A 24,394-nucleotide genomic window follows, 5' to 3' on the forward strand; every position below is an offset into this window, starting at 1 on the left:
ACTCCACCTCGCGGCCATTCTCATCTGGGCCCGCAGATGACCAAGGAGACAGAACCTAGAAGTGCGATGGCCTCGGCGCAGGTTGTTCTGGGCCTCAACAGCATGCACGTGCTCCTCACGGTACGGGCTGTCCGTAACACCGGACGGAGCTGAGCTTAGGCTTCTTCCGGTGGAGACGTTCTGGATCATCGCGGCCGCGATCCTGTGGGGTGCTGGCACGGGCCTGCTCATACCGCGCGCCGCGTACCGGCTCTCTGTGCCGCCCGAAGAGCCGTGGCGGACATCCTGTCCTGCGGGACACTCCTTCGCCGGTGTCGGGAACGGATGGATCGGGCGGGCCCTCTGCCGTGACGGCGACTCGTACGGTCCCAGCACGCCACTCCTCTCCGCCCTCACGGCCACGGTCAGCGCTGTCCTGGCGGCCGCCACCGGCGCTCGCCCCGAACTCGCCGTCTGGCTGCTGCTCGCCCCGATCGGCCTGTTGCTCGCCACCGTGGACTGCACTGTGGAGCGGCTGCCCGACATCGTCACCCTGCCGCTCGCCGGAATCACGCTGACCCTGCTGGGCGTGGCGGCGCTGCGGCCCGGTGCCGACGGCAGCTGGAAGACCGCGCTGCTCGGCTCCCTCGCGGTCAGCGCCTTCTATCTCGTACTCTTCCTGATCAACCCGCCGAGCTTCGGCTTCGGCGACGTGAAACTCGGCCTCACCGTCGGGGCGGTGACCGGATGGTACGGGTGGGGCATCGTCATCGCCGGCACCTTTGCGGGGTTCCTGCTCTTCGCGCTGTACGGCCTCATGCTCATCGTCGCGCGCCGTGCCGACCGCAAGACGGCCCTGCCGCTCGGACCTTTTCTCCTCGCAGGAGTCTGCGTCGGCGTGCTGCTCGGCTCCGTCGTTTGACCGAGGCGACGTCACATGTGGTCAGGCACCGTTGCGGACGAGCTTGACCATCAGTTCGGCATCCCGGATCGGGGAGGACCACCTCAGCACCGGCATGGCGGAGGGCGTCCTCGTTGCTTCGGCCGGTGGCTACGGCGATAACGGGCACCCCGTTGGCGTGGGCGCCCTCGATGTCCGCCGGGGTGTCACCGATCAGCACGGTGCTCTCCGCGACCGCCTGCGCGCGTTGCAGCGACAGGCGGACGAGGTCGGCGCGCACATCGTGGTCCTCCCTGTAGGCGCCCAACTCCCACAGGATCGGGGTGTCGAGCCCGAAGACCTGCAGTTTTATCTCGGCGACGGCCCGGATGTTCCCGGAGACCACGGTCTGCCGCACGCCAGCATCGGCGAGCGCGCCGAGGACCGCGGCCGCGCCCGGCAGGGCATGGCCACGCTCCCGGAGCTCGGCGGCCCGCTCCAGGTGCGCGGCGGTGAGGGCGCGGGCGAACCGTTCGAAGACCGCGCGGTCCGTGGCCAGGCCGTGGGGATTCGCCGTCTCGCGGAAGATCACCGGTTCGGCGGCCGACAGCTCGCGGCCCACACCACGCGTGTCGATCAGGGTATGGTCGATGTCCCACAGGACCCCATTCGGCGCCTCCCCAACTCCCCACCCGTCACTGGGCCACAGCGTGTCACTCGACCGTGGTCGGACAGTAGATGCGGGCCGGGTCCAGCCTCTACGCTGACGGTACGAGCTCGGCCTGGGAAGGTGGCGCCGGATGTGACGCCTACGCCGCCGAGCCTGTCCGTGGGCCGCAGAGTCCAGCGTTTTCCGGCGGGAGAAGGGCGACCGGCCGGTCGCCGCGGTCGCCTGGCTCTGCGGCATCACCGCCCGCTACCTGCACATTGCCAGGTGCTGTCCGACCGACGGGCCGCCGTGGTGGTGCTCAGCGTGAGGCACTCTCGGGCCACAGCACTCTCAAGGGGACGCCTGTCCGTTCGGCGTAGGCCACGACGTCAGCTGTGCCGCCGTACGCCCACGCCGGCTTCCCGTCCCACACGGCCAGCAGCTCATCCACCAGGCCGACGAGGATTTCGCTGCCTGCCTGGTGGGCCTCAGACGTCGACTCGGTCATGCCGGTCTCGTGGACGTCGGCCGCGCGGGACATCAAGGCGTCATACGTCGGGTGATGCCACTCCGGCAGGCTCTCGCGATACTCTGCGGCCGGTACCACCACCTCAAGACGGCCTCCATGCTTCAACACGGAATCGGCGAACCAGGAGTCGGGGCCGTCAGCGATGCACGACACGGCAACCAGCTCCGAGGCGTCGTAGCCGCGTGCCGCCTCAGCGAGCATCGCTCGAACCCGTTCTTCAACCTCCGGGCTGAGCCCGCGATGCCCTGTGATCCCAACCCGCACTCTGTACCTCCTACAGGTAGACGCCGTGCAACTGCTCGTCGAAGGCCCGCACCACTTTGGGCGGTGTTGTGGTCGTGAGGGTACGGCGCACGGCGCGGGCCCGCTCCACGATCCGCCCCGACCGGTACTTGAGCCCGGTGTTCAGTGCTCGGGAGGCGAGAGCGAACGCCGCCTCGACCCGTCCGCCGGCGAGATGGCAGGAGGCTACGTCGAGCACCAGTAGCGCGCGCTGCTTCTCATGGCCGGTGGTGAGCACCTCGGTGTCCTCAGACAGAACCCAGTCCGCGAGGCCGAGCCGGGCTCCGCACGCCACCCGGGCGGCGGCGACCTTGGTTTCGGTAAACGTGAACACCCACGGCCACGGCGGCGGTTCCTGCCCATCCAGCGTGGCGACAGCGGCCCACGCTGCGGTCAGCGACCGGTCGGCGCGACGCCGGTCTCCGGCCGCAGCGTGGGCCAAGGCCTCGACGCTGGACAGCCACGCGTCCGCGACAGCGGGGCGCTGGTCGCCCAGCGCACGGCGTGCCTTCGCCGCCAGGTTGAGCGCCTGGACTCCGTTGCCTGCGTGTGCTTCGAACTGGGCGAGGCTGCCGGTCTGGTAGGCCGTCAGCAGCGGATTCCCGGCCGTCTTCGCGGCCTGGATGGCGGAGCCATACCAGGTCCGTGCGCTGCCGTTGTCGCCCATGTCCCACGCCAGCCACCCGGCCAGGCTCGCCGCCTCGCTGCCGACAGCCGCGAGGCGGGGCCGCTGCTCGGCGCTCGCGTCGCGGGTGATGGACTGGATCAGGCGCATGTGGACGCGTACGGACTCCTCCAGATCCCGGGACGGGGTGAAGCTGTCGAGACGTCTGTATGCGGATGTGCTCAGGCGGAGGGCCGCCGCCTGGCCGCTGGTCGTGTCGGCCGCATCAGGGAGCGCGGCTAGAGCTGGGGCCGCGGCCTCGGCGTCGGTCCACGTCGTCAGACCCGTCTTTCACGTGCGCCTGGGGTCGGCTGTCGGCGAGCCCGACGAGTGCCGGCGGGATCTCAAGATGCGCGGCAGCCGCCGCCAGAATGTCGGTGCTGTAGGCCGCGGTTCCCTTCTTCTCCAGACGGGACACGGCGGACTGGCTCATGCCGAGGGCCTGGCCCAAGGCGGTCTGCGTCATCCGCTGGTGGGTGCGGACGAGCTCGATGACTCGCCCGCAATCCCCGGTCCGGGATGCCTCCCGGACCGGCCCTGTCTGGAACTCCACGACCTACTCCCACGCTACGAGTCTCCACAGCACCGCGCGCCTACCCGTACCCGCTGAGCGGGTACGCGCATGCGGGTGCCGCATGTGTGATGGTCCCATGGCGCTCAGTGATCGTTGACTGGTGTCGGTGCAACGGCCGCTCCCACACGGGGAGTTCGGGCGCTGTACGACGGCGGTCCGCTCCCGCATTCCCCCGTCGGGGGCGGACCGCATCCCACTATCCGCGACCGCTGAGGCACCCATGACGACGACAGCGCAGGAGCAGACCAAGACCACGACCCTCACGCCCCCCGCCCCGACCGCCGCCGTTGTGTACGTCTGCGCCGAGCGCGGCCCGACGGCCTCTGGGCTGGCGGCCGAACGGGCGGAGCAGGAAGGCCGCGCCTTCGCGGCCGAACACGGCCTGGCCGTCGCCGAGGTGATCAGCGACCGGTACGGGCAGCCGGACCCGCAGGCCCGGGAGGGCTGGCAGCGCGTACGCGGTATGGCCGCACGGGGCGAGGTGTCCGTGGTCATCACGCGGTGGCCGAACGCACTCACCCCCAACAATGAGCTGAGGTACGCGGAGATCGCTGCCCTTCAAGAGCACGGTGTGCGCGTGGCGTTCTCGTGGGCTCCGTTGGCGAGTTCGGCCGGGTGTGAGGTCAAGTGCCCCGCAAGAAGCGCGCTGCGGCGGTTGACGGAGCGACAATCCGAAAGGCGTGTCATGCGGCGCTGTGGGACACGCGCCCGAGGACTGCCGCCGAGACGGAACTCCTCGTGCAACAGCCCGAGGGGCAGGTGCGGCTGCTTGCCCCCGATGTGGCGGCGCGCGTGCCGACCATGGACGAGTCGTGGCACGCCGTGGCGCTGATCGTGCTACGGCACGCTGACGAAGCCCTCGATCCCGGTGCCCGGCCGGCCGACCCGGCGGCGCGGCTGTTTGATCTCGGCACCTCGGCGCGGGCGTTGCTGACGCTGACCAAGAAGACGGCCTCCGAGGAGGACGACGAGCCTGAGACGGACGAGGGCGAGGAGGCGTCCGATGCGACTGGCTGGCTCGTCGTCGTCGGCCCTGCGGAGGACTGACGCATGCAGCAGCAGTGGGTCACTGGTGACTGCTGGCTCGGGTGCGAGCGCACCGGCCTTGCGGGTGATCTGGCTCGGCCCGGTGCAGTGGGACGGCCAGCACGCCCCGTTCATGGCGTGCGTCGATTGCCTCGCCCGCCTCAAGCGGCAGGCCCTCACGTACTTCATGCAACGGCAGCCAGCGATCGCCTGACACCCATCTAGGCGGCGGCGAGTTGGAGGAGTTCCGGAACACCTTGGGCGCGGGCGTAGGGCTTGAAGCGGGGGACCAGGTCGTTGACCAGGCTGGCGCAGCGGGGTGCACCGATACGGCGGGCCAGGAGCAGGGACTGGGTGGCTGCGGTCGCGGCAGGCTCGGGTTCCCTCTGATCGAGGTAGCTGGCCGCGCGATAGGCGAGGAACACGCCCCTCGTCTTGTCCCGGGCCGTGGGCAGCAGACGCTCGCCCTCGGTGATGAGCTGATGAGCGCGGGCGGTATCGCCGAGGTCGAGAAGAGCCTGCCCGGAGTCGACGGCGAGGTCGGCCGCAGACACCCAGGCGCACCAGGCGGGCCGGTCGGCCCCGGCGTCGGTGAGGTGTTTCTCGGCCGCTGCGAGGGCGCGCAGCACGGAGCGCCGTTCCCCGAGGTCGCCTCGCGCCGCGAGGGTCCGTGCGAGGCGCAGTTGGAGAAGGCAGCGGGCGGCCGGGTTGCGGGCGCGGGTCAGGGCGTGGTTGAGGATGCTGGCCGCAGTGGTGTGGTCGCCCCGCCATGCGGCCTGGTAGGCGAGGTCGCCCAGGAGGCCGGCACCCATGTCGTGGTCGCCGACGGCGTGGGCGTTGTGCAGGGCGGCTACCCAGTTCTGGCTGGCGTGGGTGTGGCTGCCCCGGTCGAAGCGGTGCCAGGCCACGGTCTGGGACAGGGAAGCGGCCAGAGTGTGCAGACGCTGCCCGACGGCCAGGCTGTAGCGGCCGTGTTCGAGCAGTTCGGCCACTGTGGACAGGTGGGCATCCAGCAGCACGGTCGTGTGCTGTCGCTGCTCGGTGGGGAGCGTGGCGAGGTGCTGGGTGGAGTTCTCGAGGAAGGCGACGAACTCGTCGCCGATCGGTTTGCCGTCGTGGGCCCGGGCGACCGCAGTGGAGGGGCCGACGGCCCAGTCCGCAGCCAGGCCGGACAGGGCGGCCCCGGAGATCGCAAAAAACGCGCGGCGGTCCATCGCTGTTCTCAGAGCCTCTCTCAGGGCGGACACGGAACTGTGGGGTCCGAGCGGGACCACGCCGTCGGCGGTGAGCGGCAGCCAGTTCGGCCAGTCGTCGGCACAGACGATGTCTGCGGGCCAGCCGAGTGCTTCGGCGATGTAGATCTGGGATTCCTCGTTGGGCTCGACGCCCCTCTGCCATTTACGCACCCGCGCTTCGTCGGTGCCGGTACGCAGACCGCGCCGGGCTGCCGCGGAACGGATGCCGGAGACGAGCTCCTCCATCGTCATTCCGCACGCGAGACGTGCCACAACCAGCGGGTGACGGGTGGTCTCTTCCACACCCTCCATCCAATCACTCAGTGCACCCGCCCGGTGACTCCTTTGCGGTACGGGACCCCCTCGGGACCCCCTCCAACCGGTCGACGAAGTCGAACAGTTGAGCCCATGCTCAGGGAGTCGCAGCAGACGGGCAGCAGCAGACCACAGGAGGCGGCATGCAGTGTCCCCCATCTCTCCCCATCAGCAGTCAGAGTGCGCCCAACCGCGCCCGCAGCACCTGGCTGGTCACCCCGGCGTCCACTCCCGGCCGGTTCGAAGCAGCCGCCGGCTCGGGCGCGGACGTCGCCCTGCTTGACCTGGAGGACTCGGTTCCGGCTGACGGCAAGACCGCGGCCCGGGCCGCGGTGATCGGCCGTCTGTCCCCGAGCGCGGAGAGCGTTGGCTCCGGCAACACGGTGCTGGGGGTACGGATCAACGCCCCGGGAACGGTGCACGGCCTGAAGGACCTGGTGGCGATAGCCGAGTCCGGTGTGCGACCCGCCGTGGTGCTTGTGCCCAAGGTCGAGTCCGCACGGGACGTGGACATGGTCGCGAACATTGTCGGTGCCGACGGCGGTCCGCGTCGCGTCTGGGCACTGATCGAGACGCCACTGGGAATCCGGCGTCTGAGCGGCATCCTGCAGTCCCCGGCGTTGGCGGGGGTGTTGTTCGGGGCCGCCGACTACGCGGCTGCCGCCCGCTGCCGTCTCAACAGCCGGGCTCTGTGGCATCCCCGGTCCGTCCTTTCCGCTGAGGCCGCTGCCGCGGGACTCCCCGCGATCGATTCGCCATACTTCGACCTGCGTGATACCGACGGGCTCAGGCGTGAGGCCGAAGAAGCCGTGGAACTCGGATACCTCGGAAAGGTCGCCGTACACCCTCGCCAACTCCCCGTCATCCAGGAGGCGTTCCGGCCAACCATCCAGGAACTCGCCGCAGCGCAGGCTGTGGTGGCAGCTGCTGACGCCGCCCACGGACAGATCACCACCGTTGACGGTCACATGGTGGGCCCGCCGCTCGTCGCCGCGGCCCGCGCCGTGACCGCCCGGGCAGGCGCCGTCCCCGCATCCGTCACGTCCGCGGAGGCACGCAGTGAGTAAGGTCCCGCTGAGCTTTCGCCGCATCAGTGAGAACCGGATCCGTGAATCGGTCGGTCTCGGTTTTGAGGACTTCGCCAGCATCGTGGGCACGGTCATCGAACACCGGCCGGCTCGGACCGTGACAGAGACGGAACACGTCCAGATCCTCGCGCTCACCGGGAACGAGGCACCTGTCCACTCCGACATCGAGTTCTGCAACCGGACCGGCCGTGACCAGGTACTGGTCTGCGGGATCCTCACCATGAACATCGTCTTGGGCCTCACCGTCCGCACCACGAGCGCTCTGACGACCGCGAACCTCGCCCTCGACGAGGTGCGCTTCGAGCAGCCCGTGCACGTCGGCGACACCCTCCGCGCGCAGAGCGAGGTCCTCAGCGCCCGCCGTTCCAAGAGCCACCCCGAAAACGGGATCGTCTCCTGCCGGATCTCGGGCTACAACCAGCACGACCAGCGAGTCTTCAGCTGCACCCGCACCTTCCTCGTCCCCACCGACGCGAACATCGTGCGCGACACGACCAACTACTAGACGGGAGGGCAGGCATGACCACTCCGGCACTCGACATCGTGGAAGCCGACGACGAGCAGTGGCAGACGTACGACACGCTGGCCCGGCGCGCGTACGGCAACCCGGTGGAGGACATACTGCGCCTGGGCGCGCACGCCGACCGCCGTGTCGCGGTCCGCGACGGGAAGGTCGTCGCCGGTGGCCTGGGACTGCTGATCCCGCAGTATTTCGGCGGCCGGCCGGTGCCCGGGGCCAGCATGGCCTGCGGATGCGTGGCCCCGGAGGAGCGCGGTGGCCAGCTCGCGGGCGAACTGGTCACTGCGCGGCTGCGGCCTCTGCAGGAGCAGGGCGCGGTGGTGGCCACCCTGTGGACCGCCTCCACCGGCTACGTCCGCCGCCTGGGGTGGGAGGCGCCGGCCCAGGTGTACTCGTGGACCGTCCCCACCGACGAACTGCGGCGCAGCTTCCGCGAATCCGGTTTCGAGATCACCCACGGAACAGACGAGCAGGTCCGCCTGCTGTGCAACGAGCTGGCCGCGCGGTGGAACGGACCGTGGGAGCGTCCGGACTGGTGGGATGCCTGGCAGCAGCGACAGCACCACGACATCGCCACCTACCGGTTCAACCGGCCCGACCAAGGGCCGAGCGGTGTGCTGTCCGTGGGCAGCGAGCGACACCCATCCGAGGGGCGGCGCCTGGTGGTCTACGACTTCTGGGCGGGCGACCAGGTGGTGGCCGCCGCCATGTTCGCCTTCCTCGGCCGGCACAACAGCCGTATCTCCAGCGTCTTCTTCCAGCGGACGGGCCTGCCGCCCACACCCGTGCTGCTGCACCACCTGCACCGCTCCAGCTCTCTCGCGGCGCGTGCCTGGCATCCATGGATGTTGCGCGTCCTGGATCCGGTGCAGGCCGTGCAACTGCGTGGCTGGCCTGACGAGCTGGATCTCACCCTGCCGATCGAGGTCGTCACCGAGGACGGCAACGCCACACAACGGTTCGTCCTGCGGATCACCGGCGGCGAGGGGGAACTGGAACCCACCGCTCGGACAGGACACCTCACCCTGACCAGGGGGCAGATCGCAGTCTGGTACGCCGGGGGATACCGCAGCGTAGCCGCCGCGGAGATCGCCGGAGTGCGCGGAGACCCGCGAGCGCTCGCCCAGCTGCTGACGGCAACCGCAGATCGCGAACCGTGGCTGGCGGACTACTTCTGACCCCCGCCCGCGCCACCACCACCCCACCCTTGCGGTGGATCAGGCGGACGCGGACTCCCTACCCGCCTGATCGCCAAGACGAGTGAACACGACAATCGAGAGGAGAACAGCGTTGTCCAGTACGCAGCCCTCGGCACTGGCGACCCAGTCGGCAGCGAGCCGGGTTCCCGAGGCCTCCGTCCTTCGGGCGACGCCCCACCGGAGGCGCCCGCCTCTCGTGGGTGGGTACAGTCAAGGCGTCGCCGCGGCCACCACGCAGCTCACCCAGCCCTTGCGGGCTGCCGCTGCTCCCACGCGATCCGGAGAAGAACCCTTCATGACCCAGAACACTCCTATCCCTTCTGACCTGCGGCGATGGGTATCCAGTCACCTGCCCGGCGTGGGGCAGGTCACGGACGTGTCCTGGCCCCGGGGCAGCTCCAGGGTCTGGCGGGTGGCGGTGGGCGCGGACGCCGTCTTCGTGAAGGTGAGCCCGAGCACGAGGGACTACGAGCGGGAGGTGCGCGGCTACGCGTACGCGGCGCGTGCACTCGCCGCCCACGAGGCACCCCGACTCCTGGCCTCGGACCCCGACCTCCACGTGATCATGACGTCACGGCAGCCGGGCGACGTCGTACGGGGTCTGCCCCTGGACGTGGGGGAGGAGCGGCATGTGTATGAACTCGCCGGGCACCTGCTCCGGCGCTGGCACGATCTCTCCGACGCCGCCTCGGACCAGGTCCGCGAGGACATCAGCGCGTCCATGGCAAACCAGGCTGAGGAAGCCGCCGCTTGCCTGGAGAGCACCGGCGAACACCTCGACAGCGAGCAGCGTGATCTGGTGCGGTGCGTGTCCCAAGAGCTGCCGGAGCTGGCCGAGGAACTTCCGGTCGTGGAAAGGCACGGTGACTACGCCACCCGCAACTGGATGTGGCACCCGGATTACGGCCACGGAGTGATCGACTTCGAGATGTTCGCCCCCGGCATCGCTGTCGAGGAGTTCGTGTGGCTGTGCGGCGCGGTCTGGGTCGTGCGCCCCGACCTCAAGGCCGCCTACTTCTCCGGCTACGGCCGCACGCTGTCCGACAGCGAGGAGCGAGTCCTGCGCCTGCTGACTACGAGGCTCGGCGTCTCCTACCTGGACTCCGGCCTTACCAAACAGCAGCCGGAACTCGTCGAACGAGGCCACCTCATCCTCACGCGCATGACGCACGAATACCGGTAGCCGTCTCAGCCGGACGTGCCGTAACCGGGCTACAGCTGTAGGGCTGCGGCCCGGCCCAACCCCAGTGATCTACGCGTCGACGTCATCCGCGTGACGCGTTCCGTCGGCGTACCCGCCGACGTCCCGCGCATACCCGAACGCATCACTCTTCTCCACGACAGGAGAGCAGCGTGCTCCTGCAACGCGGCATCGTCCACACCCTCACCACGAACCCGCGCCCTGGGCGACTCAAACCGCCACGCGCAGCCCTCACAGACATTCCGACTCCTTTCGTTCCGCAGCGCCGGGAGGGAGAGCGCCAGTGAGGGTGGCCATCGGATCTCTGCGTGGCCTCATGGGCGAGGCCTGCAGGGCAGGATCCGTTCCCAAGGACAAGGTCGAGTTCGTCGTCGAGCACTACCTGGCCGGTGAGCTGCGGGGGAGGGGAGCGCACGGCATCGCGAAGTTTTGCTTCGAAGCGCAGTTCTTCCCTCAGCGCGAAGGCTGCCCGCAGATCGTGCGGGAGAACGGGGCGCTGTCGGTCATCGACGCCCGCCGGGAGATCGGACCGATCAGCGCGGCCTACGCCGTCGAGGTCGCGGTGGGTAAAGCCGCGGGCTTCGGCGCCGGGATCGTCGGCATGATCAACACGCAGCGGTACGGCATTCTCGCGCAGTGGAGCGAGCGGATCGCCGAGCACGGCTATCTCGGCATCGTGATGAACACATCCCGGGCCGAGGCGACGATCCACGGTGGCCGGACCCCCGTTCTCGGGGTGAACCCGCTCTCCTTCGCCATCCCCACGCTCAACGAGCACTTCGTCGCGGACATGTCCACCACTCTGGCGCCCATGGGCGTCCTCTGGGAGGCCCGGCGTACCGGCGGCCCGCTCCCGCACGGCTGCTTCGTGGACGACCGCGGGAACCCAACCGCCGATGCCGACGCCGCAACCTCGGCGGTCGTGTTCGGCGAGCACCGCGGCTTCGCCCTCTCCTTGCTTGTGCAGATCCTCACTGGATCACTCTTCGCCTTCCCCATGGGCGCGGAAGTGGACTCCACCTGGAGCACCGGCTACACGTTCCTGGCCCTGGACCCGTCCTTCGGCGGGCAGGTCGCGGGATTCCCCGAGAGGAACACCCAGCTCGTCGACGCGATGAGGAGCGCGGTGACACGGGACGGCGCCGCCGTGCGCCTGCCCGGCCAGGTGAGCAGGGAGCGGGCGGACAGAGCCCTCGCGACCGGCACCGTCGAGCTGGACGACACCGTGTACCGCCGGCTGCAAGCGCGCGCTGCCGGCGACTTCGCTTGCGACTGACTGCCCGGCACCACCTCCTGGACGGAGTACGGCATGCAGATTCACTGGTTCCTCCCCACCGCGGCTGACGGCCGGTCCCTGACCGTGGGCACCCGCGGAACGCACGGCCCGGAAGGCGAAGCCGTCGCATCACTCGCCGCCATCGCAGACCGGTTCCGGGCGCCGACCATCCGCTACATGACGCAGATCGCGAGGGCCGCCGAAGAGGCCGGTTTCGACGCCGTGCTCACCCCGACCGGCACCTGGTGCGAGGACGCCTGGCTGACCTGCGCCGCGCTCGCGCAGGAGACCGAGCGGCTGAGGTTCCTGGTCGCCTTCCGGCCGGGCTTCATCTCGCCGACCCTTGCCGCGCAGCAGGCCAGCACCTTCCAGCGGCTGTCCGGCGGCCGGCTGCTCCTCAACGTGGTGACTGGTGGCGAGCGCGACGAGCAGGCCCGCTTCGGCGACCACCTGTCCAAGGCCGAACGCTACGCCCGCACTGACGAGTTCCTCACCGTGCTGCGCGGCGCCTGGAGCGGCGAGCCGTACGACTTCCAAGGCGAGCACTACGACGTCCGCGGCGCGACCGTGCTCGCCCCGCCCGCCCCCGTGCCTCGGCTCTACTTCGGCGGATCCTCCCCGGAGGCGGGCCCGGTCGCGGCCCGCCACGTGGACACGTACCTCACCTGGGGCGAGCCGCCCGACCAGGTCACGCAGAAACTCGCGTGGATACGCGGACTTGCCCATGCGCACGGAAGGGAGATGCGGTTCGGGATCCGCTTCCACATCGTGGCCCGGGACACGACCGCAGAGGCCTGGGCGGCGGCCGAACGCCTGATCAAGGGCATCGATCCGGCTCATGTCAGCAAGGTCCAGAGCGTCCTGGCGGCCAGCGAATCGACGGGCCAGGCCCGGATGAGCGCGCTGAACGAACGCTTCCGTGACGGCTGGAGGCCCGCCGATCTGGAGGTCTACCCCAATGTCTGGGCCGGGGTGGGCCTGCTGCGCGGCGGTGCCGGCACCGCGCTCGTCGGTAGCCACACCGAAGTCGCCGACCGCATCGCCGAGTACGCGGGCCTGGGCATCGACGAGTTCATCCTGTCCGGATTTCCGCACCTGGAGGAGGCGTACATGGTCGGCGAAGGCGTTCTGCCCGAACTACGCCGACGAGGTCTGACAGCCACTGAACGCCGCTGACTCCGTCAACCGGCACGCGCCCGGTCCCGCTGCACGAGAGGACGACTGTATGAACAACTTCCTGGTGGTCGGCGTCGGCCCCCACGCGCGCAGGAGTCACCTGCCGGCACTGGCGGCCGGGCAGAGTGCCGGCCTCGTCGGCACGGTCTGCGGCGTGGACCTCCTGGGGGCAACGGATGTGCTGGTGCCCTACGACGCCGACGACGGACCCCGGTCGGTGCCCGTGACGCTGATCGAACCGTTCGACTCCCGCGTCCCGGCCCTGCCCGAGGCGGTCCGCCGCGCCCTGGACGCGATCGTGGAGCGCCGCGGCATCGACGCCGTCGTGGTGTCCACCGAGCCCGCGTATCACATGGTCTACGTGCGCTGGGCGCTGGAGCGAGGCCTGAGCGTGCTCTTGGACAAGCCGCTCACTGTCCACGCCGGCTGCTCGGTGAACCCGGAGAAGGCCGAAGCCATTCTCACCGACTTCGACGTCCTGCTGGAGTGCTACAGCAAGGCCCGGCGCAGATTCCCTCAGATCATGGTCAGCGTCCAGAGCCAGCGCCGCTACCACCCGGCCTTCTGGCGGATGCGGCAGTGCATCGCCGAGGTCACGGCCGAGACCAACTGCCCGGTCACCAGCGTCACGTCCTTTCACAGCGACGGGCAGTGGCGACTGCCGGACGAACTGCTCGACATCTCCTACCACGGCTTCGACCAGGGGCACGGCAAGGCCGCCCACAGCGGATACCACTTCTTCGACATCGTGCCGTGGCTCTTGCAGGCCGGCGAGACGAACGGCAAGCACCTCGACACCGTCGATATCCACGCCCACGCCAGCCGTCCCACCGACTTCCTCGCCCAGCTGGGGGTCCAGGACCACGAACGGCTCTTCCCCGGCTTCGCGGCGCGCAACCCGTACACCGAGGGCGAACTGCGTGCGGCGACACGGCTGTTCGGGGAAGTCGACGCCTTTATATCCATGGCTTACAAGAGCAGCGGCCGGACGATGGCCCTGGGCACCATCAACCTCGTGCACAACGGCTTCTCCCAGCGCGGCAGCCTGACGCCCGCCCACGCCAGCCTCTACAAGGGCAACGGCCGGGTCCGTCACGAGAGCCACATCATCATGCAAGGCCCGTTCCAGGCCCTCCACTTCCACTCCCTGCAAACGCTCCACGACGGGACACCCAGCACGGACCCCTACGCACCGGGAGGGGAACGCCACGTCCAGGTGCACGTCTTTCGCAACAGCGCGTTCCACCCCGGCTGGATCAAGTACGCCAGCCTCAACTTCGGGACACTCACCGCGTCCTCCGACTCCCAGGTGGCGCTGCCGACACAGGAATCCTCCCGACGCCGCGCGACATGGGAGTTCCTCGAGTACCTGGCCGGCCGACGCACCCGCGACGCTATGTTCTCCGAGCTCACCAGCCATCGCCGGGGAGCCACGCTGATGGCGGGTGCCTACCTCTCGATGGCACAGCAGTGGATCGGCGCGTCCCCCGTAAGCCAACTGGACTTCCGAACCACACCGGAGTCCGCACCGGCGGTCCGGACCCGGATGGAGGCGGCACGGTGAACCTCCGCCCGCCAATACCAGCGCAGCCACTGCCGACTCTGTCCGACCTGCTGGGTCCTGCCCTGCCAGGCCTCCTCACCTCCTGCGAACGGCACGCCGGGCCGATCACCGGGACCGAACACGTCCATGGCGGAAACGTCAGCCACGTCTTCCGGGTCCGTGGCAAGCACACGGATGTGATCGTCAAAATCCGTGGTGACCGCTACGCCCGCATGCCGACGCTGCGCACCGACCCAACCATCATTGACGACGAACGCCGGGCCCTGAAGGTCTACGGATGCATCGCACCAGCAGTCTTCCCGCAGGTCCTCGGCTTCCACGCCGAGGCCCACGCCATGATCCTGTCCGACATCTTCCCCAGCGGCCGTAACTATCACGACCACCTCACCGAACACCCCGCCACCACCATGGAGATGACCCTGCTGGGCAGGACCCTGCGCCGCATCCACCACGCCACCCAGGACACCGATCCCATGTTCCGGGCCCGCAGCAATCAGTGGTTCCAGGAACGCTCCTTCCTCTTCTGCCTGCGCGCCACCGGCCACGACGTGCTCGCGCAGGCGTGCGAGGAACTGACAACCGTACCCCGCCAGCAGCTGGTCCTCGGCGATCTCGCCCCCAAGAATCTCCACCTCACCGCCAGTTCCGTGGCGATCTGCGACCTCGACAACGTCCACGCGGGCTGGCCGCCGTACGACACTGCCTATTTCCTGGCCCACCTGTTGATCCACCATCTCGGCTGGCCCGCGCACCTGCGGACACTCGTGCCCGCCTTGCTCACCGCATACTTCCATGCCCCGCCGCCGCTGCACCTGACGGCCGCGGAGGCATTGCTCATGGCCAAGGTCGCGGCCGGAGTGGTTCTGTACCGGCTGGACGAAACCGTCCCCTACCCCCTGCCGAGCCCGACCGCCGTGGCCGACCGCTACCGGACACGGGTATTGCGGCTCCTCGGTACGAGAGCGTTCACCGTGCATGACCTGGTGCAGGCCGCAGGGAGCGCCCATGAGGAAGCGCCATGATCCCACTCGTCTCCGGGTCACTCGAAGAGGATGAGGATGCGAGGTCCCTTGCCGTCCTGCGCGCCCACGGCTACCGCGTCAAGGACATCCAGTCCCTCGCCAGAAACCAGCAGGCCTTCGCGGTCCGCATCCCCGAGAGCACGTGTCAGATTGCCCCTGGGGCCAGCTTCCAGGCCATATCCATGGATCTGGGGCATGGCTCCTTCACCAACGCCTTCACGCTCAGGATCGCCTTGGAGCAGGTCCGGACCACGGCGATCTCCCGTACGGACGGCTTTCACCTTCGCGATCTCGTCGGCACAGATGGTGCGTTCGCGGCCGTCAGCGGTTCGTTCTCCTTCATCAGCGACGACCCGTACTACCAGCCAACCGAGCCCTGCCTGGACTTCTGCTGCAGGAACGGAGCCGTTATGAGTCTGCCCACGATCTCCAAGCCCGCCTTCCTCGTACACCACGGCCAGGCGACAATCGGCATGCTGAAGGCCGCCGGGACACTGAGTGTGCAAGGACAGGCCTTCAGATGGATTGGCTCGAAGGAGCCGCGCCCCCTCGGCCGACACGACCCCGCCGTCCTCACCGTCTTCGGTGCTGCGAACTGCCGGGTCCGCTACACCGATGATCCGCGCACCGGCTTCGTGCGCGACGTGGACGCGGCCACCAACATCACCCCACCCGATTCCGCGGCCGTCGACGCCGTCGTGTCGTGGATCCCGCATGACGGCCACCGTGTGACCGCGGTGCACCCGGGCGGCGGGGCCGACCTGTTCGCCGGCAACTTTGTGCTGCGCGCAGGCCGTGCGCGAGCCGCACACCTCCGGGTGGGCGCGACCGTCGAGATCACGCAGATCGGCGCGCTGGACGTGCGCGCCCTCGGTAGCGGCCTCTCGATCGGCCCCAGCGTCGCCGTGGCTGCGGCTGGCAGATGCCGCGGATACGACCAGTGCCTGGGCACCGACCCGTTCCGCGACACGCGATACGCCCGCACCCTGATTGCTCTGCACGGACGCGAGCTGCGGTTCCAGGTCCTCGACGGAGCCCCGTTATCGAAGACCTTCCGAGGCGTCACCCCCGCGGAGACCGCCGAGTTGTGTGCGCGCGAGGGACTCGATCCCCGGCACGTCTACCACCTGGACGGCGGGGCCTCGTCGAAGGTCGCCTTCACCAGCGGAGATAGGGCCGAAGTGGCCGGCAGCATGCACTACCTCCGATGGCCCCGCAGCTCACGCGAGCCCTTCCATTGGCAGGGCCTGGACGGCCGCGTCCTGCGCAGCGCCTTCACTATCAGCACCGGCCGCCCGGAAGGAACGAAATGACGACCGTCCTCGTAGTGGGAGCCCATCCCGATGACCCCGAAATCGCCATGGCCATGCGAATGCGCTGGCACGCCCTCAACGGTGCCCGGGTCCGGGTGCACTGCCTGACCGCCGGAGCCGTGGACCCGGACGGCACAGCACCGCGACAGGAGGAGTCACGAGCCGCCGGCCGTCTCCTGGGCGTGGACGAGTACACCTTTTCCGACGTTCCCGACACCCGGTTCGTCGAGCACCGAGGGGAGATCAACGCCGAGTTGTTCAGGGTCTTCCGTGAGACACACCCCGACGTCGTCTACACCCACTTCCCCAACGACCAGCACCTCGACCACAGCATCACCGCGCAGGAGGTCACAACGGTCGCCCTGCGCGAAGCCAACAACCTCACCTACTTCCGCTCTCCCTACAGCACCAACTTCGAACCCACCAACGTCTTCATGGCAACCCAAGAGCTCCTCGACACGAAGGAAGCCGCCCTGAAGTGCTTCGCCTCCCAGCGCCAACTCGACATGCAGGTCTTCCGGAAACTGGCTGAGGTCGGCTACCGCCAACACGTACATCACCGGGTCGTCGAACGATTCCCACCTGGCTCGACCTACGCCGAGCTCTTCCGCACCGCGCGACAGATCGAGTTCGCAGCTCCGGCGAACTGAGCCACCATCCAACAACCCAGCTTGCCCCTGGCTCCAGGGCGGTAGCGAGCTCGGACCCCGCGAAGGTAATGGGCGTAGCATCCGCCGATCCCCGCACCACCACAGGCGCCGACGCCCTGGCTCGACCTCGACGTGGCCAGCCCTTTCATGCTGCTGGCCCCGGCCTGTCCGCCCCGACCACACCAACAAGATCGCCGAAGTCGTCCACGGCGACGGCCCCGCGCGCGTCCAGACCGTCGCCCAGTCACCGCGCCCCTCTATGGCACCCTGATCAAGCGCTTCCACTACCTCACCGGCGTGCCCGTCGTCCTGAACACCAGCTATAACGACCGCGAGCCCATCGTCGAGACCCTCGCCCACACGCTCGCCACACTCGAGGCCTGCGATCTGGACGCGGCGTGTATTGGCGAACACCTGGTCGAACGGCCATAGCGCCTCTTCGGGGCTGCCGCACTGGAGGGCAGAACGACCTCCACCCCGCCGCTGAGGGAAGCCTCCCGAGCCATCGTCCTCGACGCTGACGACCGCGTCCTGCTGCTGCGGTACGACGAGAACGGTGGCTTCTGGGCGACGCCCGGCGGCTCCCTGGAGGAAGAGGACGGGGGAGACCACGCCGCGGCGACAGTCCGCGAGCTCGGTGAAGAGCTCGGCATCGACCAACAGGCGATCGAGCTCGGGCCCCAGCTCGCGGAGCGCAGCATGGACCACATGGTCGGCGGTCACGAAGTCCGGCAGGTGGAGCGGTACTTCTTCACCCGCGTCTCCGCGGCTGACGTCGACCCCACCCGCGCCACGCAGCGCGACAACATCCGCGAGCACCGCTGGTGGACCATCCCAGAGCTGCACGACACGGCGGAGACGATCTACCCGCTCGGTTTCGCCGACCTGATCACCGACGTCCTCGACAACGGTGCACCCGTGCACGCGTGCGCCCGTGCGCCCGTGCGCCCGGTCGTCCTGACCGGATGACCGTTCCCCACTCGGCAGACTGCGGGCATGACGGAGAAATGCCCGGCTCACCCGCCAGCGCCGCACTACGCCGCCGTGCTCTGCGACGTCGTCGGCGTCGTGCGGCACTGGCCCGCTGACGACGAGATCGAGCATGCCCACGGACTGCCCGCCGGAGCCCTCGCTGCTTCGGCCTTCGCACCGACCCGCGTCCATCCCGCCGTCGCCGGCGTGATCACTGACGAGCAGTGGCGGGCCGCCGTGGCCGCCGACCTCGCCCATACCTGCGGATCGGACCGAGCCCGCGCCGCCGTGGCCGCATGGTCTGACCTCGTCCCGCTCGTTGACCGGGAACTCGTGGGCCCTGCTGACCCGCGTCCGGACCGTGGCGTCCGTTGCCCTAGTTTCCAACGGAACCACCCGGCTGGAGCAGGACCTCGCCCGTCAAGGGCTGGACACCCAGGCTGACAGCGTGGTGAACACCGCCCGTATCGGCGTCGCGAAACCCGACCCCAAGGTCTACCGCATCGCCGCCGAAAGCGTCGGGGCCCCAGTCGACCGCTGCCTCTTCATCGACGACACCGCCGTCAACGTCGCGGCCGCCCGCCAGGTAAGTATGACCGCACTCCACTACCGACAGCTCGACGACCTGCGCATGGCGCTCGCCCCCTTGCTCGGTCAGTAACTGAGGAACGCTCGTCTCAGGCGCGAGCAGCCACACCGTGTGAGATACGCGGCAGTCCGGTCAAGCCGTCCTCACTGCTGAAGGACACAAAGAGGCGCAATGGCAGCCGCCGACCGGTTCAGCCTGCTGGTGTCCAGCGGGGGCCTTCCTCACCTGACCGGTTGACGAACAAGAACGAGACGGTCCGCACCCGCATGTTCGGCCGTCGCGGGCCCGCCCGACTCAGCTGACGACAGCCCACCGTTCTGCCGGCGGAACAGCCGGACGCACCCCGGCGCCGGCCTCGTACAGCACGAGGCAGCGTTCAGCGGCGGACGTGGATGCGGACCTGGACCGTCTCGCCCGTGGCAGCCGCCGCGGCTCCAAGTCCGATCACAGGGGCTAAGTAGTCGCTGTTGCCGCTCAGGGTGAGCACGATGACGGCAATGATCGTGCCCAGCACGGATAACGCGCTGATCCAGGTGAGCGCCCTCGCCATGGTCGACGAAGGCGCCAAGGGACTACGGTCGGTCTCAGTCACGGGGATGTACTCCTCCAGTTCCGGGGTTCTTCTGTGACCCGGGGAGAAGCCGGCCGGACCGGCGTGACGGGCTGTCCAGCCCGGCTTCCCCTCGGGAGATCGTGCGGTGCAGTTCGGACCGGTGCGCGCGCCGGCATGACCCGATCGAAGCCGAGCGCGCTGCGCGCCAACACCCCCTTCGTGCGACGGACTCCGCTAACGCCGCTAAAGATCGTTAAGCGCGCCGTCATCGAAGCACGGTCGCTTCGCGTTCGGGGCAGCTCTCTAAACGTGGCCGCGAAGTGGCCAGGCTTCGCCGAGATGGCCATGAAGTGGCCCAGGACGGCCGCAGCTCGGCGTTGATATGCGTCCCGGCACCATGGTCGTCCGGAGCGCCCAGGACCTCCGTCCTCCCTTCTGCGCCAGCACTCCGATGGAACGCCGACACCGCCTCCGTCAGGAGCCCCATCGGGCGCGAACCTTGCGAGCGATGCCCGCGATGCGCGAGAACCCGCGATCCGGCTCATTGACGTGATCGAAGCACCTCGAGGTGTGTGAGCGGAGGCGCCTCTGCCGCAAGTGGGATGAAGTGGGGAACAGCCCCGCCGGTGCGTCGAGTTGGGGTGCCTTGCGCCTTCGCTCCCTGGTACGGAAGTCCGGAACGCCCCTCTTCGCGGCCGGGGCTGCGCTCATGAAAGTGGGGCGAAGTGGGGGACGCTGTCCCTTGACACGTCCGGTGGGCGCGTCCAGCGGGAGAGCCTCGACGCGCAGACCTGCACCTTCTTCTCCCGGGGATCGAAACGGTGTTCCATTTACGAGGGATGACGGGTTATGGTCGTGCTCTGCCAGATCTTGTACGGAGGTGCCGCGGATGGAGACGCCGCACCCACACGCCGAGGTCGTCCCCCGGGCATCCGGACCACCGAAGGGGAGCTGACGAGCCGCCAAGCCGCGATCGTCCGTTGCATCACGGAGGCCGTCCGCAAGCAGGGCTATCCACCGTCGATGCGGGAGATCGGCCAGGCCGTGAAACTCGCCAGCACGTCCTCGGTCGCCCACCAGCTGATCGCCCTCGAGCACAAGGGCGTCCTCTACCGTGACCCTCACCGTCCCCGCGCCTACTGCGTGAGACCTTCGTGGGTGCCCGACTTGGGCGACCGCGGCCAGGCAGCCGTCGACGTACCGCTCGTCGGCCGGATCGCCGCCGGCGCACCCCTGCTCGCCACGGAGCCGATCGAGGACGTCTACCCCTTGCCCCGCCAGGTCGTCGGTGAGGGCGATCTGTTCGCCCTGACCGTGTCTGGCGACTCCATGATCGACGCGGCGATCTGCGACGGCGACATCGTGACCGTCAGACGCCAGGACAGCGCCGACCACGGCGACATCGTCGCCGCGCTCCTGGACGACGAGGCCACCGTCAAGGTGCTGCGCCGACAGGACGGGCAGGTGTGGCTGATGCCCCGCAACCCCTCCTACCAGCCGATCCCCGGCGATGAGGTGCAGATCCTCGGCAAGGTCGTCGGCGTCCTGCGCCTGCTCTAGGGACACGGTCGGATGCGGGTCGGCGGACCGATAACCTGGCCAAAGGTAGCCGCGCGGGAAGGGAGATCGTGAGTGGTGGGGGGCCCGTGGCCGAGAGCCATTGAACGACTCACGCATCAACTCGACCAAGCCCAGAAGGCCGACCGGCGCGTGGACGAGGCCAAGAGCTCCGACAGCGCCACCAGGCCGAAACGGGACGACTTCGAGCCCGCGGAGTACCAGCGCCAGGTGCGCGCGTACGTGCAGACACCCGAGTACAAGGCTGCGGACCGCGAACTCCGTGTCGCTGTGGCCCTGAGCAAGGCGCACGACGCTGCCCTGCTGCGTGCGGCCCACCAGCTGCTCAACCGGCGCGCGGGCGGGAAACGGCCACCCCGACGCCTTCCTCAGCCGCGCATCCTGCCCGGCAGCAACGTGCCGCAGTGGTGGATCGAAACTATCAACACCACGTACGCCGGCATCTGGCGAGCGATCCCGGCGCCCGGACCCGAGCTCCGGCTCGGAGGCCCAGACGACGCGCTGGTGCATGAAGTCGCCAAACAGGCCCGGCTGCTGCAGGCCAGCCGCGTGGGCCACCGCAAACGCGACAGCCTGTACGAGGCGTACATCCCCGACGGCACGGTCTCCGGAGGCCGGTCGCTGCCACCGATCCGCGGCCTGAGCCCGGAGGCGAGCCGCCGCGCCAACCTCCTCCTTGGCCGCGGCAGCGGCATGCGCGTCCAGCCCGGCCGGGACGAAGAGTTCGACCAGCTGCAAACCGACTACTTCGCCGTCTGGGACCGATCCCGCGCGTACGCGGCCGCCGTCCTCGCCCTGCTGCGGGACCGCACCTACTGACTTCTTCGGGTTGTTGTCGCGTCGTGGGTGAGGCTGAGTCCGGTTCCGGCAAGACAGCCGTCGATGAGGTCGGGGCGGAGCTGAATGTGGCGAAGTCCCCGGCGGAGGGTGCGTTCGAGGTGGTCATCGTCGGTGAAGGCGGTGTTGGCCAGGGGGCCGCGCCGTAACAGTGACCAGACACCCTCGACTGGGTTCAAGTCGGGGGCGTACGAGGGAAGTTGGACGATGGTGAGCCAGTCGTGGTCGTCCGCATAGGCGCGCATCCCGGCTGCCCGATGGGTGTTGAGATTGTCCCAGATCAAGACGATAGGGGCCTTGAGCTGGAGGTGCGCGCGCACGACCAGGTCGCGGTAGTCGTTCCAAGCGAAGGTGTCGCGTCCTTTGCCCCGGTGCTTGCGGTGGCGGCGCGGCCGGTAGATCAGCCGGGAGGATTCTCCTGGCCTGTAGCAGCACATGGCGGCGATCGACCAGCGGCGCCAGGAGCGGCCCCGCACCCGCACCACGGGCGTCTGCCCGCGTCGGCCCCAGGTGCGGGCGCGCGGCGGAGTCATCGAGAATCCGGCCTCGTCCTCGAACATGATGTAGGCCCCCAGCGCCGCCGCGGTCATTCCACCTGCGGCCACACGACCTTCTTCCACAAACCCGCTGCCTGCTCGTCGCGTTCCAGCGCGCGGCGGGCCGGAGACTGCCAGGACCAGCCATGCCGGTGCAGCAGCCGCCACACGGCCGCCGAGGAGCAGTCGATGCCGAACTTCCAGGCGATCAGCGCTCTCACCCGTGCCAGGGTCCACCGCTGGTCCTCCCAGCCGTGCTCGGCCGGCCCGAGGGCCAACTCCTTCTCCAGCTCAGCGAACTGGCCGTCGGACACCTGGGGAAGTTTCGCCGGACCCGTGGAGGCGAGGGCGTCCATCCGCCCTCCTGCCAGGCATGACGCCAGCGTTCCACCGACCGCTCAGAAGAGATCAGTAACGCCATCCGGGCGAAGAAGTCACAGTCTCCTACGGCGACTTCACCCGCCTACCGAGCGCTCCTGGGACGGGTGTGGCACCGTGGACGCAGGCGCGTCCGTCACTCCCCCCGTGGTGGCGGACCACGCTCTACTACGTGGCCGACGACACCCGCTCGGGCAGGGAAGTCTCCTCGATGACCTGCTGCAGATCGGTGTACATCCGCAACCGCACACCAGGCTGACCGACATCCCGTGTGGTGAATTCGGCAGGCGAGGTCCCCCAGGTTCCGAGCGATCGCGGCCTGGAAGGCGAGGACGGTAGCGTCGTCGCAGCCCGCCACGTCGATGACGAGCAGGCAGGGTTCGGACAGGTGCACTTCTCGAATCGGGTCCACGCCCATCAGTACGTGTTCGTGCACGTCCGGGGTTCTCTTCAAGCATCGGATTCACCTGACCGGGCGAGTTGTCAGTGGCGACGCCTACCGTGCTTTGTATGACCGGTTCGCCGAACTCCCCTGAGACCTCGTGTGTTGGAGGCCACCATCCAGACGGCACCGGCCGCCGATCCCCAATGGCAGGAACAACTCGACAGGCTCCGAGGAATCGCCTCGTATGTCCCGGAGACCCAGATGTGGCATGCCCGCCTCGGCGCACTCGACCTGGCGGGCGTCCAGTTGCTGCAGACCCTTTTCGATGGCGCGCGCGTTCACGGCACCGAGGTGGCCCTCACGCCCGTGCCGGTCCCGGCCTACTGGGACGCCCCTGCCTTCACGAGGGGCCCGGACGTGACCGCTTTGCTGGAGATGCAGGCCAACCGTGGTCGGTCGCTTGGCCAGCTACCTCTGGCCTGAGGAGCCCGCGCCAGGTGAGGACATCGAGCACGTTGCCGACGACCTGGAGGTAGTCCGCGCGGGTGCGGTGCCTGTCTGCGATTGCGTCGAAGGTATAGATCAGCCGGGCGATTTCCTCGCGTTCCTGCCGTCCATTGTCGTCCGGGATTGGTGACGGCAGACGGCAGTCCGCTATCGATACGGAGCCGCCAACCCGGCTTGGGGGTGGCGGCCTGCGTCGTGTGGTGTGCGGTTATCGCTGTCCGTACCGTTCGGGGAAGTGCACCTTGAGGGCGGAGCGGACCCACAGGACTCCGCCGAAGGTGCCGAGGACGAGGCCGATGGGGAAGCCGATGGCCCAGGCCTTGAACACGTCGTCGGGCGACCACGGCGCCAGGGACACCGCAGTGAGCACGAGCACCCATGCCACGAGGAAGATTCGGCCGCTGGGCAGGCCCTGTTCCTTGCGCATGCGGGGGATGTAGAGCTGGCCGGCGGCGAGGGCGAAGGCGAATGCTCCGGCGCCAACGGGGCCGATGGTGAGTGTCTCCATGTGTGGCGTGCCGTCCTTTCCGGGGCGGTGTCGTCGGGAGGGAGTGTGCCAGCCCCCACTGACAACCGGCCCCGGGTTCCGCATTTGGACTTTAGGAACAGACCGGCTCCTCAGCCAAATGCGTGGGAGGGGGCGGGGGCGGCGCCGCTCCGCAAGCGCTCAGCCACCCCACGCAGATCCCGAAATCAGTCCTCAACCTTCGTCGTTACTGGGCAGGGGGGTGCCCACCCTCGCCTGCCGCTGTCGCGCTTGTGTCGCACGATGCCCACGGGCGTCGTCCTCTGGGCGATCACCTTTGTCCCACTGGCGGGCTGACGGGGAGCTGATGGCGAGGGCAGCGGGGTAGAGCACCTGGCGCCCGTAGCGGGCGCGGGCGCGATCGGCGACGGCTACGATCGCGAGGGGTTTG

25 protein-coding genes and 3 pseudogenes are annotated in these 24,394 nt (G+C 69.0%); 18 read left to right on the forward strand and 10 right to left on the reverse strand.

Features of this window, described 5'->3' with window-relative positions; genetic code table 11:
- The first annotated feature begins 169 nt into the window (after window positions 1–169).
- Window positions 170–901 carry a prepilin peptidase gene (locus tag ACFPQ9_RS39960; protein WP_380864432.1) on the forward strand — a complete coding sequence of 244 codons (732 nt, stop codon included), beginning with the start codon at window positions 170–172 and terminating at the stop codon, window positions 899–901.
- Here ACFPQ9_RS39960 and ACFPQ9_RS39965 read toward each other — a convergent pair.
- From ACFPQ9_RS39965 to ACFPQ9_RS39980, 4 genes are all read right to left on the reverse strand, one after another.
- The gene (locus ACFPQ9_RS39965) at window positions 801–1,481 is read right to left on the reverse strand and encodes an HAD family hydrolase (protein WP_380864434.1); all 681 of its coding nucleotides are present in this window, start codon (window positions 1,479–1,481) and stop codon (window positions 801–803) included. The genes ACFPQ9_RS39960 and ACFPQ9_RS39965 overlap by 101 nt on opposite strands.
- 346 nt (window positions 1,482–1,827) lie before the next feature.
- Window positions 1,828–2,301: a hypothetical protein gene (locus tag ACFPQ9_RS39970; protein ID WP_380864436.1), complete on the reverse strand. Its 474-nt coding sequence runs from the start codon at window positions 2,299–2,301 to the stop codon at window positions 1,828–1,830.
- Between the two features lie 10 nt (window positions 2,302–2,311).
- Window positions 2,312–3,094 carry a hypothetical protein gene (locus ACFPQ9_RS39975; protein WP_380864438.1) on the reverse strand — a complete coding sequence of 261 codons (783 nt, stop codon included), beginning with the start codon at window positions 3,092–3,094 and terminating at the stop codon, window positions 2,312–2,314.
- 115 nt (window positions 3,095–3,209) lie between these two features.
- Complete coding sequence (locus ACFPQ9_RS39980; protein ID WP_380864440.1) at window positions 3,210–3,449, reverse strand: helix-turn-helix domain-containing protein; 240 nt, start codon at window positions 3,447–3,449, stop codon at window positions 3,210–3,212.
- 735 nt (window positions 3,450–4,184) lie between these two features.
- On the opposite strand from ACFPQ9_RS39980, the gene ACFPQ9_RS39985 reads away from it, so the two are divergent.
- Window positions 4,185–4,604, forward strand: a complete 420-nt coding sequence (locus tag ACFPQ9_RS39985; protein ID WP_380864442.1) for a DUF6415 family natural product biosynthesis protein — start codon at window positions 4,185–4,187, stop codon at window positions 4,602–4,604.
- A gap of 200 nt (window positions 4,605–4,804) precedes the next feature.
- Here the strand turns inward: ACFPQ9_RS39985 and ACFPQ9_RS39990 are convergent, their stop codons facing one another.
- Window positions 4,805–6,064 carry an XRE family transcriptional regulator gene (locus ACFPQ9_RS39990; protein WP_380864444.1) on the reverse strand — a complete coding sequence of 420 codons (1,260 nt, stop codon included), beginning with the start codon at window positions 6,062–6,064 and terminating at the stop codon, window positions 4,805–4,807.
- Between the two features lie 212 nt (window positions 6,065–6,276).
- Here ACFPQ9_RS39990 and ACFPQ9_RS39995 point away from each other — a divergent pair, with 212 nt between their 5' ends.
- The 13 genes from ACFPQ9_RS39995 (at window position 6,277) to ACFPQ9_RS40055 (ending at window position 18,775) form a co-directional block, all read left to right on the forward strand.
- On the forward strand, window positions 6,277–7,200 hold the full coding sequence (locus tag ACFPQ9_RS39995) for an HpcH/HpaI aldolase/citrate lyase family protein (RefSeq protein ID WP_380864446.1): 924 nt from the start codon (window positions 6,277–6,279) through the stop codon (window positions 7,198–7,200).
- A complete protein-coding gene (locus ACFPQ9_RS40000) occupies window positions 7,193–7,726 on the forward strand; it encodes a MaoC family dehydratase (protein WP_380864448.1) in 534 nt (177 codons plus the stop codon). Before ACFPQ9_RS39995 ends, ACFPQ9_RS40000 begins: the two co-directional genes overlap by 8 nt.
- Window positions 7,727–7,740: 14 nt before the next feature.
- The gene (locus ACFPQ9_RS40005) at window positions 7,741–8,919 is read left to right on the forward strand and encodes a GNAT family N-acetyltransferase (RefSeq protein ID WP_380864450.1); all 1,179 of its coding nucleotides are present in this window, start codon (window positions 7,741–7,743) and stop codon (window positions 8,917–8,919) included.
- Window positions 8,920–9,298: 379 nt separating this feature from the next.
- Window positions 9,299–10,123 carry an aminoglycoside phosphotransferase family protein gene (locus tag ACFPQ9_RS40010; RefSeq protein WP_380864452.1) on the forward strand — a complete coding sequence of 275 codons (825 nt, stop codon included), beginning with the start codon at window positions 9,299–9,301 and terminating at the stop codon, window positions 10,121–10,123.
- Between the two features lie 307 nt (window positions 10,124–10,430).
- Complete coding sequence (locus ACFPQ9_RS40015) at window positions 10,431–11,417, forward strand: Ldh family oxidoreductase (RefSeq protein ID WP_380864453.1); 987 nt, start codon at window positions 10,431–10,433, stop codon at window positions 11,415–11,417.
- Window positions 11,418–11,450: 33 nt separating this feature from the next.
- Window positions 11,451–12,593: an LLM class flavin-dependent oxidoreductase gene (locus tag ACFPQ9_RS40020; RefSeq protein ID WP_380864455.1), complete on the forward strand. Its 1,143-nt coding sequence runs from the start codon at window positions 11,451–11,453 to the stop codon at window positions 12,591–12,593.
- A gap of 49 nt (window positions 12,594–12,642) precedes the next feature.
- Window positions 12,643–14,157, forward strand: a complete 1,515-nt coding sequence (locus ACFPQ9_RS40025) for a Gfo/Idh/MocA family oxidoreductase (protein ID WP_380864457.1) — start codon at window positions 12,643–12,645, stop codon at window positions 14,155–14,157.
- Between the two features lie 176 nt (window positions 14,158–14,333).
- Complete coding sequence (locus ACFPQ9_RS40030; protein WP_380864459.1) at window positions 14,334–15,179, forward strand: phosphotransferase; 846 nt, start codon at window positions 14,334–14,336, stop codon at window positions 15,177–15,179.
- Complete coding sequence (locus ACFPQ9_RS40035) at window positions 15,176–16,492, forward strand: hypothetical protein (RefSeq protein ID WP_380864461.1); 1,317 nt, start codon at window positions 15,176–15,178, stop codon at window positions 16,490–16,492. Before ACFPQ9_RS40030 ends, ACFPQ9_RS40035 begins: the two co-directional genes overlap by 4 nt.
- A complete protein-coding gene (locus tag ACFPQ9_RS40040; protein WP_380864463.1) occupies window positions 16,489–17,142 on the forward strand; it encodes a PIG-L deacetylase family protein in 654 nt (217 codons plus the stop codon). The genes ACFPQ9_RS40035 and ACFPQ9_RS40040 overlap by 4 nt, the downstream gene beginning before the upstream one ends.
- 147 nt (window positions 17,143–17,289) lie before the next feature.
- Window positions 17,290–17,574, forward strand: coding sequence for a carbamoyltransferase C-terminal domain-containing protein (locus ACFPQ9_RS40045; RefSeq protein WP_380864582.1), 285 nt, complete (start codon window positions 17,290–17,292; stop codon window positions 17,572–17,574).
- A 51-nt stretch (window positions 17,575–17,625) separates the two neighbouring features.
- Entirely contained in the window at window positions 17,626–18,111 is a 486-nt protein-coding gene (locus tag ACFPQ9_RS40050; protein WP_380864583.1) for an NUDIX hydrolase, read from the forward strand.
- Window positions 18,112–18,433: 322 nt separating this feature from the next.
- Window positions 18,434–18,775 (forward strand): HAD-IA family hydrolase, encoded by a 342-nt coding sequence (locus ACFPQ9_RS40055; protein WP_380864465.1) that lies wholly within the window; start codon window positions 18,434–18,436, stop codon window positions 18,773–18,775.
- Window positions 18,776–19,079: 304 nt separating this feature from the next.
- On the opposite strand, the gene ACFPQ9_RS40060 is transcribed toward ACFPQ9_RS40055, so the two are convergent.
- Window positions 19,080–19,295, reverse strand: a complete 216-nt coding sequence (locus ACFPQ9_RS40060; protein ID WP_380864466.1) for a hypothetical protein — start codon at window positions 19,293–19,295, stop codon at window positions 19,080–19,082.
- Between the two features lie 810 nt (window positions 19,296–20,105).
- Here ACFPQ9_RS40060 and lexA point away from each other — a divergent pair.
- Together lexA and ACFPQ9_RS40070 are read left to right on the forward strand one after the other, a co-directional pair.
- Window positions 20,106–20,816: a transcriptional repressor LexA gene (gene lexA / locus ACFPQ9_RS40065; RefSeq protein ID WP_380864468.1), complete on the forward strand. Its 711-nt coding sequence runs from the start codon at window positions 20,106–20,108 to the stop codon at window positions 20,814–20,816.
- Window positions 20,817–20,966: 150 nt separating this feature from the next.
- Window positions 20,967–21,653 carry a hypothetical protein gene (locus ACFPQ9_RS40070; RefSeq protein ID WP_380864469.1) on the forward strand — a complete coding sequence of 229 codons (687 nt, stop codon included), beginning with the start codon at window positions 20,967–20,969 and terminating at the stop codon, window positions 21,651–21,653.
- Here ACFPQ9_RS40070 and ACFPQ9_RS44770 read toward each other — a convergent pair.
- From ACFPQ9_RS44770 to ACFPQ9_RS40090, 3 pseudogenes are all read right to left on the reverse strand, one after another.
- Window positions 21,647–22,610 (reverse strand): annotated as a pseudogene (locus tag ACFPQ9_RS44770) (IS630 family transposase); the annotation flags it as partial. The gene ACFPQ9_RS40070 and the pseudogene ACFPQ9_RS44770 sit on opposite strands and share 7 nt — an antisense overlap.
- 143 nt (window positions 22,611–22,753) lie before the next feature.
- Window positions 22,754–22,846, reverse strand: a pseudogene (locus ACFPQ9_RS40085) (hypothetical protein); the annotation flags it as partial.
- Between the two features lie 94 nt (window positions 22,847–22,940).
- Window positions 22,941–23,003: pseudogene (locus ACFPQ9_RS40090) on the reverse strand (DUF6207 family protein); the annotation flags it as partial.
- Window positions 23,004–23,132: 129 nt separating this feature from the next.
- On the opposite strand from ACFPQ9_RS40090, the gene ACFPQ9_RS40095 reads away from it, so the two are divergent.
- A complete protein-coding gene (locus ACFPQ9_RS40095) occupies window positions 23,133–23,453 on the forward strand; it encodes a hypothetical protein (protein WP_380864473.1) in 321 nt (106 codons plus the stop codon).
- 232 nt (window positions 23,454–23,685) lie between these two features.
- Here the strand turns inward: ACFPQ9_RS40095 and ACFPQ9_RS40100 are convergent, their stop codons facing one another.
- The gene (locus ACFPQ9_RS40100; RefSeq protein WP_380864474.1) at window positions 23,686–23,985 is read right to left on the reverse strand and encodes a hypothetical protein; all 300 of its coding nucleotides are present in this window, start codon (window positions 23,983–23,985) and stop codon (window positions 23,686–23,688) included.
- Between the last annotated feature and the right edge of the window lie 409 nt (window positions 23,986–24,394).

Origin of the sequence: Streptomyces coerulescens, from assembly GCF_042657965.1 — a bacterium.
GTDB lineage: Bacteria > Actinomycetota > Actinomycetes > Streptomycetales > Streptomycetaceae > Streptomyces > Streptomyces coerulescens.

Excerpts from the sequence above, each read along its gene's own strand:
- ACFPQ9_RS40025 (WP_380864457.1), top strand. The coding sequence starts at position 12,643 with ATGAACAACTTCCTGGTGGTCGGCGTCGGCCCCCACGCGCGCAGGAGT.
- ACFPQ9_RS39990 (WP_380864444.1), bottom strand. The coding sequence starts at position 6,064 with ATGGAGGAGCTCGTCTCCGGCATCCGTTCCGCGGCAGCCCGGCGCGGT.
- ACFPQ9_RS39980 (WP_380864440.1), bottom strand. The coding sequence starts at position 3,449 with ATGACGCAGACCGCCTTGGGCCAGGCCCTCGGCATGAGCCAGTCCGCC.
- ACFPQ9_RS40005 (WP_380864450.1), top strand. The coding sequence starts at position 7,741 with ATGACCACTCCGGCACTCGACATCGTGGAAGCCGACGACGAGCAGTGG.
- ACFPQ9_RS40020 (WP_380864455.1), top strand. The coding sequence starts at position 11,451 with ATGCAGATTCACTGGTTCCTCCCCACCGCGGCTGACGGCCGGTCCCTG.
- ACFPQ9_RS40100 (WP_380864474.1), bottom strand. The coding sequence starts at position 23,985 with ATGGAGACACTCACCATCGGCCCCGTTGGCGCCGGAGCATTCGCCTTC.
- lexA (WP_380864468.1), top strand. The coding sequence starts at position 20,106 with ATGGTCGTGCTCTGCCAGATCTTGTACGGAGGTGCCGCGGATGGAGAC.
- ACFPQ9_RS39975 (WP_380864438.1), bottom strand. The coding sequence starts at position 3,094 with ATGCGCCTGATCCAGTCCATCACCCGCGACGCGAGCGCCGAGCAGCGG.
- ACFPQ9_RS39995 (WP_380864446.1), top strand. The coding sequence starts at position 6,277 with ATGCAGTGTCCCCCATCTCTCCCCATCAGCAGTCAGAGTGCGCCCAAC.
- ACFPQ9_RS40045 (WP_380864582.1), top strand. The coding sequence starts at position 17,290 with ATGCTGCTGGCCCCGGCCTGTCCGCCCCGACCACACCAACAAGATCGC.
- ACFPQ9_RS40040 (WP_380864463.1), top strand. The coding sequence starts at position 16,489 with ATGACGACCGTCCTCGTAGTGGGAGCCCATCCCGATGACCCCGAAATC.
- ACFPQ9_RS40035 (WP_380864461.1), top strand. The coding sequence starts at position 15,176 with ATGATCCCACTCGTCTCCGGGTCACTCGAAGAGGATGAGGATGCGAGG.